A 16,181-nucleotide genomic window follows, 5' to 3' on the forward strand; every position below is an offset into this window, starting at 1 on the left:
TCTATCATAGCAAAATCTCTATATACAATAAACGGAATTTGAAGAATATTCCTACAAAAAAATAAAAGGTCACTATTCCTTATGACTAAAATAGCGTCCTTTTCATGTTTGATCTTTCATTTGTCCCACACACCCGATCATGCATCTACCTTCGACAATGTATTAGATTCCTTCACTTTCTTCTTCATCGATTGGAATGTATTTTTTCCAAAAAAAGCATTGGCTTTCTTATTTATTTCTTCGAGCATCACATCATTTTCTCGTAAAGTTTCTCTAATTCGTTGGACTAGTTGCAGCGCATCCTTCCCGGTTATTTGTTTAGCTACCCGTTCTAATAGAACGTTCGTATCAACTGAAAATCTATCCGCAAAACGATGGCAATTTACTATATTCATTCTAATGGCCTCACCGTATTCACTTGTAAATGCTCTCCTAATGCACCCTCTCACACCGGCGTATCCATAGGAAACTTCCGAGGCTGCCCTGTAAAATAAGATTATACCGTCGGCATGACTTGATTGTGGATGTAATCGAAGCTCGGTAATTAGGGACATTAGTCGTCGTACCATTGGTTTTGCCGCTTCCATTGTGTTCCACCAGTCAAGCAGTCGCTGTCTCTCATCATCGTTCATAACCAAAGGTATCCCCCCTTAAAGCCGTGGAACCGCTTGAATATTTTCAATACGCGAACGGATTTCTTGCCACTTATCCCCTAATAACTCCTGAGCTAATCTTATTGCATCCCTAATTCTTTGCTCTATTTGTCTATTTAAGTCCCTGCTTAGTTCAACCAAATAGTAGACTTCCGAGGAAGCATTTTTTACCGCTAACTCAAAATTCGGCTGTAATTGTTGGGCACTTATTCGAAGAGTATCCAAATCAAAAACAAGCATTTCCATTGCAAGAGGCATCGATTCTCCGTTTCGAATTCGATCAATGGTCCCTTGCACCGCGTCAAATCCATAACCAACATCTGCTACAGAGGCATGATAAGGATTCAACCCTGGCTGAGTTCGTATGGAGGGAACCGATCGGAATCCAGTCGTAATGGAACAAACAACCTCCTTTGCTGCCATTCCTTTTTCTAAAACTGTATATATCGCTTCGAGATAATTATGTGACATTCGTTTATTCTCCTTAAAAATGAATCTTTATAAATCATATTTATTGGAAAATACATTTATATCTTGTCCTTCATTTTTTGCAGGTAAAATAAGATTTTCGAAGAATACTTAACTTGTACAAAAAGGGGGTGGTGTGGATGAAAAAACGGCATGAAGTGTTATTTAATCAATTAGAAAGCTATCGAAGTGAAATTCTTGGAGTATTAGAAGATGTATCAGCGGAAGAAGCGGAAATAATCCCAGAGGCATTTCATAACAACATACGTTGGAATCTTGGACATATCTATCTTGATCAATATTTATGGATTCAGGCAGTAACAAAGGAAAAAGTCGACGTTCCTGAATCATTTCAAACCTGGTTTAGCTATGGAACCTCTCCTGCTGACTTCAGCTCCGGGACACCAACATTTGAAGAGCTGAAGAATTTACTAAAAAAACAACCTGCGGCGATAAAAGAAGCATATGGTGATCGACTAGAAGAGGAATTTCCTCCAACGGAAATGGGAATGCACACTATTGAACAAGTATTAATTCGAACCATTTTTCATGAAGGCATGCATTTGCAAACAATTTTAGATATTAAAAAATGCATTTTGTAGAAATGCAATCTTTTTTACTATATACTGGTCTCGTTTGGAAAAATCCTTACTATAATAGAAATAAAAAAAGAAAGATAGGGAAATGAGTGAAAGAAAGAAACCAAATCCAGCAATGGATACAGTCGACGATGGATGCTGTTGGAATGGATATCGAATTAAAGCAAATGAATAATGGAATAAATATGAGTTATAATTTTATTTTTAACAATGTAGGTTATGATGTTAAACGTGTCCAAGAAGTCTTAGCGGAAACACCTATTTCACCTGAAGCATATATAAAAGCATTGACTATCCATGAATTAGGTCATGCAGTAGATCGAAAAGCTTTAATGGATTCACTTGAAAGAACAATTGAGATCTTTGAGATGAAAAAAAGCTATTCACTAAAAGAACAGTATAGCGACATCAAACTGCTTGGCATGCTGATTGAAGAGCATTTAATGAATATTGCTTTTGAAGAGACAGCCTGGGCGAATGCAGAAATAATGAATAAAAAGTTTGCAATTGTCGATTGGCAAAGCTTCGAACAAGTAAAAGCTCAAGGCTTAGCCACTTATCATCATTTATATGAAAGAGATTTGACTCTTTATAACAAACTTCTAGCCGAGCAAAGCGAACAAATTGCATAGAGAAATACAAGAATCAGTCGGATTTTTTTATGACTGATTCTTTTTTTGCAGTAAGCAAAGTATTGTAAATAATCAAGAAAGGTAGATATAGGAAATTGCCAAAAAGATAACAATTGATGCAATTGTTCTTACCCACGTCAATTTTTTACTTACTCCCGCTCTTTTTTCTAAAAAATTGATATAACTAATAGTAAAAATAAATCCGAGAAAGATAATGATGTATCCATTACCATCATTTGTTTTCACCAGGTACCCCAATGCAGTTAATGCAACGAGGATGGTTCCGATTGTTCCTAAAATCATGTTAAAATACAGAGCAAGCATATTTTCTTTCAATACTATCCCCTCAATCCTTCACCAATCCCGCCCGCAATTGATCAATCCCAAACTCTAAATAACCTTTTAAACAGGTTAATACGTACACCCAGCCTTCTTTGTTATCAATTATATGACTTAAAAATTGATCGTCAATTTCATTAAAACCTTCTTCTACGATCTCAATAATTGAACCATCCTGATCCACCTCTTGGAGAGTGATTGTTACAATATTTCCCTCTTCTCCCCATTGAAAAACGATTTTTTTATTTTTCACTATTTCTAAAATCTTAATGTTAGCTTCTGCACCGTATTCGTCATATCTCAAAGTAATCGTTTTGCCCTGTTCCCATCTTTCAGAACTTGATGAAAACCAAAACTTCCCGATTTTTGCAGGATCTACGAATGCTTCAAACACTTCATTTGCAGATTTGTTTATTTTCATTTTCGTAACATTATTCACGGAAAATCCCTCTTTTCAATTATTCATTTCACTAAATGAAGGCTCCGCCAGCAACGGTTCATACATCATTATTGCATGGTTCTCCGTAACAAATTCATCATCGATTTGCTGCTTATTTAGATTAAACTTTTTCCGATGAATTCGGTTGTGTCGGACATACCCTCCCCAATATTCCTGTCTAATCATATGATCCTGCTCGTATACTTCATAGGAATGAATCGGAGGAGCGTTTGATCTCCATTCCCCAACTAAATGAGTATCAGTTAAGTATACAACTAATTGATAGGAATGAGTTGTTTCATTTTTAATCTGTAGATCAAGATAGTTATATGCACAAGTCGCCCCACTCCCAAACGGCTGGCTACGTTTTGAATCCGGAAAAACATCATAACTATGACGGTATCGTTCCGTAACTGTTAACGGAGAATGAAGTGTCATCCAATAAATCAAATTCGATAACTGGCACACCCCTCCGCCTACCCCTGTTTGAACTTTTCCATAATGTAAAATCATTCCGTCTACATATCCTTTTCTTCTCGTTGTATTACCAAGCAATCGCCAATAAGAAAAGGTTTCACCAGGTTTAATGACCACCTTATTTAGTTTCTCCGTTGCAAGCCGAAGATTCTTCACTTTATTATGCTGCAACCACATCTTTACATCTTTTAATTCTCGCATAAGGACAGTTTGGTGGGTAAAAATAACATGTTGTAATGGAGTATCCCCTTTTTTTAACGAAAATTTCTTGCGTCCGAAGTACCAATCCAAATACCTCCTGAATCGATAGTACTTTTTTCCAAAATAAATTCGAATCGGACTCCTATGTATCGGCTTTAGTGACTCCATTTCCCACACCCCTACAAACTCCTATTTTCAAATCGATAAATAAGTTTATCCCCATCAAACGTGTTATCGTATTCCTCAATGAATTCCGCATTCGTATAATTAGAAAATGATTGATATTCATTCTAAATTATTACAATTCTATAAAATTGAGTGATTTCCTTCTTCTATCTGTAAGTAAAAAGTCAATTGTCCTTAATTAACAATTGACTTCGTTAGTTTAGAAATGCTTGGGTCCCCAAACTGTAAATTTGTCGTTTGAAAAGAAGACTATGGTCCACAAATTGAATTTTATGCGGCGCAAATCATTTTTTATGAACCACTAACCGCAAACCCTCCGTTTGAAAAGAACTCTATGATCCACAAATGACATTGTATGATCCACAAATCATTTTCTATGCGGCACTAATTATTTTTTATGATCCACAAACAGCAAATCCCTCGTTCGAGAAGAAGCCTATAATCCACAAATGAGATTCTATGATCCACTAATCGTTTTCTATGCGGCACAAACTTTTTTCTTTGATCCACAAACGGAAAATCCCCCGTTTGAAAAGAACCTTATGATCCACAAATGAGATTCTATGATCCACAAACCGATTTTTATGCGTCACAAATAGGATTCTATGATCCACAAACCGTAAATCCCTCGTTCGAGAAGAAGCCTATGATCCACAAATGAGATTCTATGATCCACTAATCGTTTTCTATGCGGCACAAACTTTTTTCTTTGATCCACAAACGGAATGTTTTGTTTTATCGTCAATTAAAAAACCAATTTCCAGTTAACAGAAATTGGTACTTTGCTTAGCGTGACGCTTTTGGCGGTTGGCACACGTCACATTTACGTTGGTTATTTTTCTTAAACTTCGTAAATGTTTTTTCAAAATTGCTGCCACATGAACATTTAAACAGTAACTTTTGAGAAAAACCGTGATATTCAGTCGATAGTAACTTACTTTCCGAATTGTTCTCAACAAATTTTTTAATTTCGCCGATTGTCCATCGTTTATTCAATCTCTTACACCTCCATTTTTTAGTGCTTGGCGGAGGCTTTTTTTGGCATCCGTTCAATTATTACTCTAATTCTTAATTTTAACACGGACTGATTTATATTTGAAAGAGTTCCCTTAAGATCGAAAAAATATTTCTTTTAAAAGGACTGTCCCTTAAACTTCTATTTTTTTAATAATTATAGCTGGATTTCCTCCTACCACCACATTATTTTGGAACGTCTGGTATTGGATTAAAATCCAATACCTTTTTGATCATCAATTCTAAAAGATGACGTCCCTTTATTTCATTATGTAAAAAGAATTTTCTCGAGATCATTATATAATTTGAATACCATCACTCGTTCACCTGTACGAGAGCTTATATCAGTATGAAAACTTTTTACTTTTTCCCCGGTTTTAGTTAATATAATCTTCTTAAGATCTTCTATACCTGATTCAACTAATTCTGAACGAGTTTTCTTTATAGTTAACAATCCCTCTTTTGTTTCACAAACAGCATATTCGGCTTGTGTTAAAATACCTTGTAAGTTCACAATGATCATGTCCCGTAATATATCTGTTTTAACGGTTAAAGACCCACGCCCAAGATAGTCCTTTTCCCATTGAGTAATTGCTTTACTAATCTCAGATTCATAAGCTCCTTTAGATATTTTCATTAATTATACATCTCCTATAGAATGAAAAGTTAGTATATTCTCATATGTTTTTTTAAAGGCTGTTTTCGTAAAGTTTGTTGTTTTTTGGAATGGTCCGTTCCTTTCCGCTACAGGCACTTGCTTTCCGCGGGGCTGGCGATGAGCCTCCTCATCGCTTCGCTCTTGCGGGGTCTCATCTGTCCAGCTGATCCCGCAGGAGTCAAGTGCCTTCCGCTCCAATCCACTCTGTGGATTAATATTTGGAAGCAACAATCCTTTAGAAAAGAGCCTAATTATTTTGACGATCATGTAAGACTTGACACTGTTATATTAGTAGGAATCTCACCAATTATAGGTTTGCCATCCTCATTGCTAACTATTATACCTTGGACTTTAACATGTGATGGTACTAATGGATGATGTTGAATGATATTAACGCACTTTTTGATATTGTCACTAGCATTTTCATTTTCCTTCCCATATAACCATTCTTTGACTGAAACACCCGAAAATTCGGGCTTGTTATATTGAAAAAGATAATCTAATGTTTGTATTTTATCTTTCATTGAATCAATTTGAGTAAGTACCTTAACTGAGGTATTCTCTTTATCTTGTTTTCCTACAACGAAAATTTCTTCAACATTTTCCTGATAGATAGCAATGATAATAGACCTCATTATATCTCCATAAGGATTTGAGATTACAGGACCATAGCATTGTAAAGTCAGCATGTTTTCTGTTCGAATATTAGTCACTTCTTGTAAAATAGTCTCCAAGCCATTTTCAATGTTCGTTAAAACTAATGCTTTTTGATTTTTAACTAGATTCATTTAGTACACTTCCCTTTATGTTTATAATTTTTTGATTAAGAGGCAAGTATTATCAAACGATTACCAGTTTTCCCAACGTCCTTCTGGATCAACACTAGCAAGTCGAACCCATTCATTTTGAACTTTTTCTCTAAATGCTGAATCATTATTTAATAATCTTTTGACATATTCATTCGGTGCTTGGATGACAATCAGTAATCGAAGAGGAGAATGATAAGCTTCGTGATCTGACTGCATGACGGATTGCCAAGGTAGTCCTGCTAACAAGTCACTGGCATTCCCCTGCATAACACCTATACCTGATGTAACGGTTTGTGTTGCTTTATTTCCACTACCATAATAATGAGGTGCTACCGTTGAAGCGTAATATTGTAGATTTATCCATTCGGTCACCGTTCCAGGTCCTGCAATAATATTGGCGAGGAGTTCACCACTTTCATCCTGCCTCCAATCATAATTATGAAGGAAGGATCTTCCTTCCAAGTCACAATCCTGCGTTAATTCACGTTGGCCGATTATAAAATCGGCATTACGTGCCAACCCCCATTCCGGACGTATCTCACTCCAATCCTCTGCAAATCGGTGTGCCTCAGCCTTCGGATTTTTATGTTTCGATTGAAAATTCGGTAATTGGGCTAGACGCTCTGCATTTGCATTATGGCTCACTTTAGGCATAATCGCTTCGATACAATCAAATGCTTCTTGTGCAGCATCGGAAAGTTCAGGGACATAAATCCAGTGCAATTCATCTACCGTTGTATTATGCTCAGCGGCGATGAAAACGGTGTCCTGAGGGATTTCAATTCCTGAGGAAGATAACTCTTGTCTTACCTCTGGAAGGTTACATAAAGAAGCTAAAACCCTTGCATTGAATCCACCTGCAGCGCCACCACAGGCACCACAGTCCAGAGCAGAGGCATAAGGGTTGTTTGTACTTTGACTACCATGTCCGCATAATACGACTAATGGTGCGAAATTCTTTGTTAGGCCCATCATTTTTAGAGCTTGGCGGGCATAATTTACTTTTTCTTCTTCAGAAAAACCAACAGGTATCTCCGCTTTTGTGCTATGAACATGATTAAGCGCGAGCTTTGTATTCGGTTTTCGTAGCCAAGTCTCACGAAGGTTATGAATAAAACGATCTGCTTTTCTTGGTACAAAGCTACGTGCTACCATTTGGAGACTAAGCCAAGGTCCACTAATCTCAGGTAAAAAAAGGTTAGCAAGTATATTCTGTTTCATCGCTTTAAATGTATAGCTTAAGGAATTCGCTGCCTGTCTCCGCTGCTGATAGGAATTGAGCTCATTTTTATCAGCAATCTCTTTTATTCTGTTTTGAGGCTTTTGCATAACCGGCAAAGAAGGATGACTGTGATTACTCCCCAGTTCACTAGTTGCAATGGGTACGCCAAAGAAACCAGCAATTCCAATCGTTTCAAACGGACCTTCTTTTTCAAGTTGACGACGAAAAGGTTCTGATCGTACATCAATGCAGAATGCTAATTGAGCTAATACAGATTGTTTATCTTTAGTCTTAGGTTGTTTGGCGATAAGTTTCTGACTTAATTGATTTGCGTGTGTTTGTTCCCAAGCCTCTAACCAAAGTTTCCTGCGAAGCTTCTCATCAAATCTATAGGCAAATGATAAGTATTCGGTTTGTTCGGCCGCTGACAATTGTGACCATTCCTCGATTGTAAAGTCCCCCCAATGAATCCAAGCTGCCAAAAGGGAAGTTATCGAAACTTCCTTCTCAGATCGTTGACCGGAAATAGGTAAGGACGGCTGTACAAGAGCCCACTCCAAGGAAAGTCGAACTGCTAAATATTCAGTTAGGAGTGCATGACCTTGTCCCGATTGTTGGGAACGCCAAAGCATCATCCCTGCCCATCCAGGTAAGGAAAGTAAATGACCTTCAAGATATGCTTGGATTTCCGATTCAGGGATTTTTAATGCGAATAACACTTCTTTTAAAGCCATATGTGGCTCTTGTGACCAACTTTTTAAACTTTTACGTTGCTTTTTACTAAGTGCCGGATCATATTGAATAAGACTTTGCCAAGCACGATAGAAGCCTTGCTCACGATTTGGCATTGTCCAGCCTGCCTGAGAATCATCAAGATATAATTTACACCACTTGATGACATGATAATCGAGAATATCGACTACCCTTTCCCCATCTTGATTCTTTAATCGAGAACTTATTGGTTGCATAGAATAATTGCCGATGCGATCCATATTTAGTCCACTAAATTCATCTGCCAACTTCTTCAGTTTAAGCGATGTTAATAGGTTAGAAGGTAACGGATCTAATTTTAGTGAAGCAAGACAAAATCGTTCTGCCACGTCACGTGGGATATTGAAGGAATGTGTATCAAGCCAACGCTGTAAACCCATTTTTACAAATGCTTCATCAATCTCACCTTTCCTCTTTGCGGAATGGATCATCGAAGCACTAGGGTATATATCAACATCACGAGTATCTTTTAACCAACCTGCAACTTGGTCAAAAGACTTCTTTTCAAATCCCATCCACGGATTACGTGCTGCAAATGTAGAAATTGGCCAAAGTGGCGCAATCACTTGACTTGCAGATTCAATTAAAACGTTAATATCATTTTCTTGAAAATCGACCTTTGTATTATTTCTTTTTAAATTTTCTTTTGTTAATACGGAAGTTCCGCTCATCACTGATAACCTCCTTATGATAAATATTGTTTAAGATAGTTTGGATGACTCTCTACTGACTTTGGTTTTGCTTCACCTAATCGTACTAACCAAAGGTAGAGTACTACGAAGGAAACAGAAGAACGATTACGGGCAATCAACATACTTATAGCACTGCCAATTAATAAGAAACATAAGACAATGATGACAAGTGCCATTGGCGGTTGCGCCCCTTGAAAAACGGTTGTATTTAACCACTTATAGAAAAGGCTGTGAATGATAAAATAAACGATGGCAGCTCCTCCTAAAAATGATAAGCCTGCAATACGACCAATTCTCCCTTCTCCTAAAGCCACGAGTTGTTTCCAAGAAACGGACAATGACCATGCCAAGATGAACGCACTAATCAATTGATACCCCTCTCTAGGAGCCATGAGCCAAAAAGCAACCCCTATAACTAAGCTTAAAATTCGACCTGCCATAATCCATAAATAAGTTGACCTTTCATTAACACGACTTGATACTTCGAAACGATGTACTGCCGATCCAGCCTGTAAAAACAGCGTCGCTTTGAACAAGCCATGTAAAATAAGATGAATAATGGCCGCTATGTACGCACCTAATGCACACTGAATGAGCATAAATCCCATTTGTGCAATAGTTGAACCTACTAACTGACGTTTATAGTCAACCTGAACTAAACTAATGCCAGACCCAATCAATACAGAAATACTTGCAAGAATAAGTAAAACAATCGAAGCTATATCACTATTAAAAAGAGGTGAAAATCGAGTTAACATTATCCCACCTGCATTTACTAAACCTGCGTGCATAATCGCAGAAACTGGAGTAGGGGCAACAACAGACTCAATTAGCCATCTTTGGAAAGGCCATTGGGCAGCTGGAATGATTACAGCTAATACAATCAATAAATCAATCCCTGTTCTCTCCCATTCGCCAAGTTGAGCTAAATTATCATTTGTTAGAGCTAATGATAACTGCCATTGACCTGTAGCTTGAAAAAGCCAAATTACCGCGCATAATAACGAAAACCACCCCAGTGTAAATAAGCGAGCAGAAACTTTGGACGCTTCACTAGCTACTTTCCATCCACTGTTTAACCTTATAAGTAAGATTAATCCGGTGAGGGTTGCTCCCCAAGATAGGACCATCAAGCGGAGATCAGCACTTAACCATGTAATTGCCGCAGCTGCTGTAGTGAAAGTAAAAAGTGTAAAATATTTGCGATAAGAACGATCACCCATTAAATAACGTATAGAAAAACGCTGGACGATTAACCCAATTGCAAGAACAAAGAAAACCATTAACCAAGCTAAAGTATCCAAGTGAAAAGGACCAACATTTCCATTTACACGCGTAACAAGAGCCAATAAGGAAACCAAAGGCGGTAAAGCCACGATACAAAAATGAATACGAACAAAACTCAAGGGGATTCGTGGATGTAAGAACAACAGTCCACTTAACCCGGAAGCGATTAACATAATAAAAAATAATGTTAATAATGACGACAAACTCAGCATTTAAAATACTCCCTTTTTCGAATAGCATTACGGTCAAAAAATCCTTTAAATTAAGGGGATTTTGAATAAATGTTATTTTTCAATAAAAAAAGCCGACAACTTCAATCATTCAATGATGATTTTAAATCATTGAATCATGAAAATTGTCGGCTTCACTTCAACTAACTTTTAGCAAAGTTTTTTAAAGAGCTACCTTTTATATGTCATTTTATTTTATAATTTAATTTTATATTCCTTCTAAACAAAAGATCGTATATTATAATAAATCGATTTACGTTACTCTTCCTTTTTTATAGTATGTTCCTTTTTCATTCAATCAATATAGTATATTAACAGAATGCTAAAGGCATAATTATTTAAAAAAGGAGAAATAAAAATCTATCGATTATTTAGCATATTGTATGCTATCTCAAATATTAAAAAATGTCAACAAAAAAGACTACTTTAGACACGTAGCGAGCCACGGAACCCTCTTGCAGCATAGTAGGAATCCGCTCCATTGTGGTACACAAAGACCGTATCATAGCGGCGGTCAGAGAAGATAGCTCCTCCGAGTTTTCGAATATTAGCAGGTGTTTGCACCCAGCTCGATGTTTTCAAATCGAAATTTCCAAGTGTCTGTAACTCCCGGTATTGTTCTTCCGTTAAAAGCTCAATGCCCATGTCTGCAGCCATATCAATCGCGTTATTTTCCGGTTTATGTTTTTTCCTTGACTCAAGTGCTTCACGGTCATAGCAAACACTTCTGCGGCCTTTAGGACTTTCCGCTGAACAGTCATAAAAAATGTATTCATCCGTCTCTTTATCATTACCAACAACATCCGGTTCGCCGCCAGTGCTTTCCATTTCATTAAGCGACCATAGTTTTTTAGGATTAGCTTCCAGCTTTTCTTGGACGCTGGACCATTCGATCCCGCTATGGCGGTTCATGTTTTTCTCAAAACGGGCTTTCAATACGTTGAGTAATTCTTCACGTTTTTCTAGTGATAATTCCTTATTTGTCTTTGTCATATTCGTTTTTCCCCTTTATTGTTTTTTCTTAACACCTAAAGAATCTTTAACTATTGCATACGTGATTTTTTAATACTTTTTTCCATCAGTTCCGCCACTTGTTTCGAATTCGGATTAACTTCATTTTGTAATTTATCAATAATATTATTATAATCCGTTTCATTTCGATTCTGACTTAATTTATATGCAGCCTGAATTTCTTTCACTTTAATCTTAAAACCAACAATACCTTTTAGTTGATTTTCTAATAGTTTAGGAGAAGGTTTATCCCATAAAACAGGATTTTCACGGTGTTTTTCGTATTTTTCCAGCAACATTGTCAGGTCCTGCTTTAACTCTTTTTCGTCCAAAATGCGGGACGAGCCATATACATGGACCGCTTGATAATTCCATGTTGGGACATTATCATCTTCATACCAAGAGGAAGAGATATAAGCGTGTGGTCCTTGAAATATAACCAAAACATCCTCACAGGTTTCAAATGTTCTCCATTGTGGGTTCCCATAGGCTAAGTGCCCTGTTATATAGAAAGTATCTCCTTCTTTAATTAACTGTAATGGCAAATGAGTAGCAATTGGTTTTCCTTTTTCTGTTGTGACAATCGTGCCAAAAGAGTTTTTTTGCACAAAATCCCAAATTTCATCAACATCTGTGATCTTAAAATATTTTGGAATGTACATAATCATCCCCCTTATACGAGAGTTTTAGTCATTATAAAGTCCGTTTGTTCTTCATCACCCATATAAAAAGAGTGGGCACCAGTTTGAACAAATCCCATTTTCTTATAAAAGGCAATAGCATTTTCATTTTTTTCCCATACGCCTAGCCAGACTTTTTTCTTATTACCTTCCAGCGCTATTTCCAAAGCTTTATTTAGAAGAACTTTGCCTAGTCCATGTTTTTGAAAACTCTTCTTTATGTAAATCCTCTCGATTTCAAGTGAATCTTCACCCATTTCTTCCGACTGAGCATCATTCGTGTTGACCTTTAAATATCCAGCAAGTTCATCATTAAAATAAACAAAAAAGAATTGCGAGGAAATATTGGCTAATTCTTTTTCTAACTGTGTTAAGTTAAATGCCTTTTCCAAATAGGCTTTCATATTTTCAGGTGTATTCTGATGCTTAAATGTATCATCAAATGTTTCATAACTAATTTCTTGAAGTTTGCGTGAATCTTCAAGGCTGCACTTTTTTATATTTATACTCATTTAATAGGTCGCTCCTTTATATATTCAATAATTTCTCTTGTTTCCCTTTTTTACAAATTCCCAGTCTTTTTCGATATTCTTTCTCACTCTTTGTAGAAGATTGAAAATAGTATCTACTTCTTTTTCGGAAAATCCCTCTAAAGCAACAGTTTTGGAATAATCATTTTCTCTTTTAATAAAAGGATAAATTTTTTCCCCTTTTTCTGTCGGGAAGAGTTTTTTAATTTTTTTGTTATGGTTATCTTCTTTCTTTTCAATAAAGCCATTCATTTCTAGTTTTTTTATAGCTCGGGCTGCTGTTGTTCGATCTACTTTTATCATCTCAGCTACCTTTTCTTGAATGATTCCCGGGTTTTCATATATTCGCACAAGGTACAAATACTGACCCTTAGTAAGGTCATATTCTTTAAATTCTATATTACTTATTGAATCTAATGCCCTGGCTATCATTCCAATTTCTCGAAGAACTTCCTTCATAATTAACTCCTTACTACATATTTTGTTGCAAATGCAATAAAACTGTACATTAAATTTAACTTATTTTTGTTGCATTTACAACATTTTTTTAATAGGTAATTGTATAAGGGAACATTTCTTTCTTACGATAATTTTCTTAACTTGATTTTCCCTCCGAAATTTAATTTAGAAAGCATATTTTATCCTTATCATTTCTAATTACTATTTAAAAATAATTTTAATTACCGATAATATAAATAATCATTTGTTCATGTATTTTTATAAAGGAGAGTTTTTTATGAAATTGTTCGCCAAAAAAGAAAGACCAGGATATTTAAAAGAGGAAGCGAATAGACTAAAGTCGAATGTAAGGATTGATGTCCATAAATATAGTAGTTTAACACAGCAGTTGTCCCTCATTGATCTCACTTTAGATGACCTTGCAGTTGCAAAGGCATTACAACCTCTTATACGCGATAATATTGAAAGAATCTATAATCCAATGTATCACAACCCTTTTGCAGGAATTCAAAGTGTAGTAAATATGGTTCCAATAGGCATTGATTTATCGGGAAGTCAACAATATGTAGTTGATTTTTTTGATGGGATTATTGATGATGCATATGTAGAGAGAAGATATCAACTAAGTAAATATTATTTAATGACTGGTGTTGAAGTACGGTGGTATCTTTGTACCAACCAAGCATTTACAAACAATATAACAGATCTCTTAACAGAAGAGTTTAAGGATGATAGAGAAAGTTTTGCACTTGCTACTAAAGTTACTAGTAAAATATTTAATTTAGAACTGCAGCTTTGCCTTTCAGCTTTACAAGAGCTACAAAATGAGGATGCGGCCAAAAAAGAAATTGAAGCAAAACAAAACATTAAGGAAACGATTGGTACCATTACAGAAGAATTAGCTGCCATGTCAGAAGAAGTTGGGGCATCGGTTGCGGATGTCGTTGTTCGTTCTGAAAGTATAAAGACACACCTAAACGAGGGACTCCAATCTTCAATCATCACATCAGAGACTTCGGTAACAGGTAGAAAACAGTTAGACCAAGTCATTGAACAGACAGAGTCCTTAAAGGAAAGTGTTAACGAGATTCGAACTAGTATCCGCTCACTAGAGGCAAACTCAAAGGAAATTGGAGACATCGTCGCCGTAATTACCTCCATCGCAGAACAAACAAATCTATTGGCGCTGAATGCTGCCATTGAAGCCGCAAGAGCAGGAGAACACGGAAAGGGATTTTCGGTTGTGGCAGCTGAGGTAAGGAAGCTAGCTGAGCAAACAAAGGACTCTTCAAGTAATATTACAGAATTGGTTGTCTCCACAACAAAACAAATCAAAGACGTGGTGGAGCAAATAAATGATGTCAATTCTAAAACCGTATTAGCTAACCAAAATGTCCAGGATACTGTGGAAAGCTTTGACGAAATTCAAACCGCAAGTATGACTAGCAAGGAACAAAATGAACGGAATAACCAAGAAATGATTAAATTTATAGATATATTAAAGGAAATTGGTGAAGCCGGTGCAAAAGTAGCAAATTTAGCAGATGATCTAAATGGAACGATGCAAGGATATTAATGAATTTTTCTATTGTTGTGGATTTGTACAGGATATTGCTACGAAAGAAAAGATCGATTAGAAAAGGCATTCAAAGGAATGTTTTTTCTTTTGTGTTCTTCCGCTAACTGTTGATAGTGGATTAAAGAATTTATTGACCATTATGAAAAATATTTTATCTTATGCCCTAAATGCGGATACAAAGAAAATATTACAACGGCAGTATTACGTAGAATAAAGGAATATTGTTTACTATTTCCAAATAAAAAGCTGACAACACACTCGATTCAAGAATGGTTTCAATTTTTGGGACGACCAAGATGGATTTTGGATTTGGTTCTTGGGCTTCATTCGCTCGCTTTGTCGACCAAGATGGATCTAAGTTTTGGATCTTGGGCTCCATTCGCTCGCTTTGTCTACCAAGATGGACTTTGGATTTGGTTCTTGGGCTTCATTCACTCGCTTTGTCTACCAAGATGGACTTTGGATTTGGTTCTTGGGCTTCATTTGCTCGCTTTGTCTACCAAGATGGACTTTGGATTTGGTTCTTGGGCTTCATTCACTCGCTTTGTCTACCAAGATGGATCTAAGTTTTGGATCTTGGGCTTCATTCGCTCGCTTTGTCTACCAAGATGGACTTTGGATTTGGTTCTTGGGCTCCATTCACTCGCTTTGTCGACCAAGATGGATCTCAGTTTTGGATCTTGGGCTTCATTCGCTCGCTTTGTAGACCAAGATGGACTTTGGAATCGGATCTTGGCAGTTTCCTAAACAAATAAAAAAGTGTTAATCCTTCTTAGATTAACACCTAGCACAAAGAATTATGAGATACGTGTTCCATTCCTAACAGGTTCATCAGGTTTTAACAGAACGACATCCCCTTCTTCAGGAATCCCGCCTACTACCAATACCTCGGATTTAAACCCAGCAACACGCATTGGCGGAAAATTTACTACACCTACGACTTGACGTCCACAAAGTTGCTCAGGACTATATCTTCGAGTAATTTGAGCAGAAGAATGTTTTATTCCAATCTCTTCCCCAAAGTCAATCTCTAATTTTATCGCCGGTTTTCTTGCTTCAGGAAAAGGTGCTGCACTTATGACCGTGCCAACTCGCATATCTAGTTTTAAAAAGTCTTCGATTGTTACCATATTGTTCTTACCACCTTTAAAGTTTTACCTATGTTTCCATAATATTACCATAATTAATACTATAAAAGGATATTAAGCTTATCATAGAAAATTTCTTTACCAAGTTTAATATCCT

19 protein-coding genes and 1 pseudogene are annotated in these 16,181 nt (G+C 36.5%); 4 read left to right on the top strand and 16 right to left on the bottom strand.

Features of this window, described 5'->3' with window-relative positions:
* Positions 1–137 precede the first annotated feature (137 nt).
* A complete protein-coding gene (locus tag B5V89_RS05645; RefSeq protein WP_108070970.1) occupies positions 138–632 on the bottom strand; it encodes a hypothetical protein in 495 nt (164 codons plus the stop codon).
* Positions 633–650: 18 nt separating this feature from the next.
* Positions 651–1,124 carry a hypothetical protein gene (locus B5V89_RS05650; protein WP_108070856.1) on the bottom strand — a complete coding sequence of 158 codons (474 nt, stop codon included), beginning with the start codon at positions 1,122–1,124 and terminating at the stop codon, positions 651–653.
* A 137-nt stretch (positions 1,125–1,261) separates the two neighbouring features.
* On the opposite strand from B5V89_RS05650, the gene B5V89_RS05655 reads away from it, so the two are divergent.
* On the top strand, positions 1,262–1,723 hold the full coding sequence (locus tag B5V89_RS05655) for a DinB family protein (protein ID WP_108070857.1): 462 nt from the start codon (positions 1,262–1,264) through the stop codon (positions 1,721–1,723).
* A gap of 86 nt (positions 1,724–1,809) precedes the next feature.
* A complete protein-coding gene (locus B5V89_RS05660; protein ID WP_235598328.1) occupies positions 1,810–2,352 on the top strand; it encodes an integrase in 543 nt (180 codons plus the stop codon).
* 72 nt (positions 2,353–2,424) lie between these two features.
* Here the strand turns inward: B5V89_RS05660 and B5V89_RS05665 are convergent, their stop codons facing one another.
* The 12 genes from B5V89_RS05665 to B5V89_RS05725 form a co-directional block, all read right to left on the bottom strand.
* Positions 2,425–2,688 carry a hypothetical protein gene (locus B5V89_RS05665; protein ID WP_108070859.1) on the bottom strand — a complete coding sequence of 88 codons (264 nt, stop codon included), beginning with the start codon at positions 2,686–2,688 and terminating at the stop codon, positions 2,425–2,427.
* Between the two features lie 10 nt (positions 2,689–2,698).
* Positions 2,699–3,130 (bottom strand): SRPBCC family protein, encoded by a 432-nt coding sequence (locus B5V89_RS05670; protein ID WP_235598327.1) that lies wholly within the window; start codon positions 3,128–3,130, stop codon positions 2,699–2,701.
* 15 nt (positions 3,131–3,145) lie between these two features.
* Positions 3,146–3,976 (bottom strand): VanW family protein, encoded by an 831-nt coding sequence (locus B5V89_RS05675; protein ID WP_066231947.1) that lies wholly within the window; start codon positions 3,974–3,976, stop codon positions 3,146–3,148.
* An 804-nt stretch (positions 3,977–4,780) separates the two neighbouring features.
* A complete protein-coding gene (locus B5V89_RS05680) occupies positions 4,781–4,990 on the bottom strand; it encodes a hypothetical protein (protein WP_066231776.1) in 210 nt (69 codons plus the stop codon).
* 286 nt (positions 4,991–5,276) lie between these two features.
* Positions 5,277–5,645 (bottom strand): Na-translocating system protein MpsC family protein, encoded by a 369-nt coding sequence (locus B5V89_RS05685; protein WP_108070861.1) that lies wholly within the window; start codon positions 5,643–5,645, stop codon positions 5,277–5,279.
* Between the two features lie 284 nt (positions 5,646–5,929).
* Positions 5,930–6,454, bottom strand: coding sequence for a carbonic anhydrase (locus B5V89_RS05695; RefSeq protein ID WP_108070865.1), 525 nt, complete (start codon positions 6,452–6,454; stop codon positions 5,930–5,932).
* Between the two features lie 60 nt (positions 6,455–6,514).
* Positions 6,515–9,139 (bottom strand): DUF2309 domain-containing protein, encoded by a 2,625-nt coding sequence (locus B5V89_RS05700; RefSeq protein WP_108070867.1) that lies wholly within the window; start codon positions 9,137–9,139, stop codon positions 6,515–6,517.
* Positions 9,140–9,153: 14 nt separating this feature from the next.
* Positions 9,154–10,659 carry an NADH dehydrogenase subunit 5 gene (locus B5V89_RS05705; RefSeq protein WP_108070869.1) on the bottom strand — a complete coding sequence of 502 codons (1,506 nt, stop codon included), beginning with the start codon at positions 10,657–10,659 and terminating at the stop codon, positions 9,154–9,156.
* Positions 10,660–11,103: 444 nt separating this feature from the next.
* Entirely contained in the window at positions 11,104–11,670 is a 567-nt protein-coding gene (locus tag B5V89_RS05710; protein WP_108070871.1) for a DUF4256 domain-containing protein, read from the bottom strand.
* A 50-nt stretch (positions 11,671–11,720) separates the two neighbouring features.
* Positions 11,721–12,350: an FMN-binding negative transcriptional regulator gene (locus B5V89_RS05715; protein WP_108070873.1), complete on the bottom strand. Its 630-nt coding sequence runs from the start codon at positions 12,348–12,350 to the stop codon at positions 11,721–11,723.
* 11 nt (positions 12,351–12,361) lie between these two features.
* Positions 12,362–12,880, bottom strand: a complete 519-nt coding sequence (gene paiA, locus B5V89_RS05720; protein WP_066231759.1) for a spermidine/spermine N(1)-acetyltransferase — start codon at positions 12,878–12,880, stop codon at positions 12,362–12,364.
* A gap of 24 nt (positions 12,881–12,904) precedes the next feature.
* Positions 12,905–13,357: a MarR family winged helix-turn-helix transcriptional regulator gene (locus B5V89_RS05725; RefSeq protein WP_108070875.1), complete on the bottom strand. Its 453-nt coding sequence runs from the start codon at positions 13,355–13,357 to the stop codon at positions 12,905–12,907.
* Positions 13,358–13,880: 523 nt separating this feature from the next.
* Between B5V89_RS05725 and B5V89_RS20695 the strand changes: the two are divergent.
* A pseudogene (locus tag B5V89_RS20695) lies at positions 13,881–14,162 on the top strand (protoglobin domain-containing protein); the annotation flags it as partial.
* On the top strand, positions 14,145–14,933 hold the full coding sequence (locus tag B5V89_RS20700) for a methyl-accepting chemotaxis protein (RefSeq protein WP_425319820.1): 789 nt from the start codon (positions 14,145–14,147) through the stop codon (positions 14,931–14,933). The pseudogene B5V89_RS20695 and the gene B5V89_RS20700, both read left to right, overlap by 18 nt.
* 190 nt (positions 14,934–15,123) lie before the next feature.
* Here the strand turns inward: B5V89_RS20700 and B5V89_RS19955 are convergent, their stop codons facing one another.
* A complete protein-coding gene (locus tag B5V89_RS19955) occupies positions 15,124–15,315 on the bottom strand; it encodes a hypothetical protein (RefSeq protein ID WP_142406513.1) in 192 nt (63 codons plus the stop codon).
* A gap of 418 nt (positions 15,316–15,733) precedes the next feature.
* Positions 15,734–16,066, bottom strand: coding sequence for a chaperone CsaA (gene csaA / locus B5V89_RS05740; RefSeq protein ID WP_108070881.1), 333 nt, complete (start codon positions 16,064–16,066; stop codon positions 15,734–15,736).
* Between the last annotated feature and the right edge of the window lie 115 nt (positions 16,067–16,181).

It is taken from the genome of Heyndrickxia sporothermodurans, from assembly GCF_003055045.1.
GTDB lineage: Bacteria > Bacillota > Bacilli > Bacillales > Bacillaceae_C > Heyndrickxia > Heyndrickxia sporothermodurans.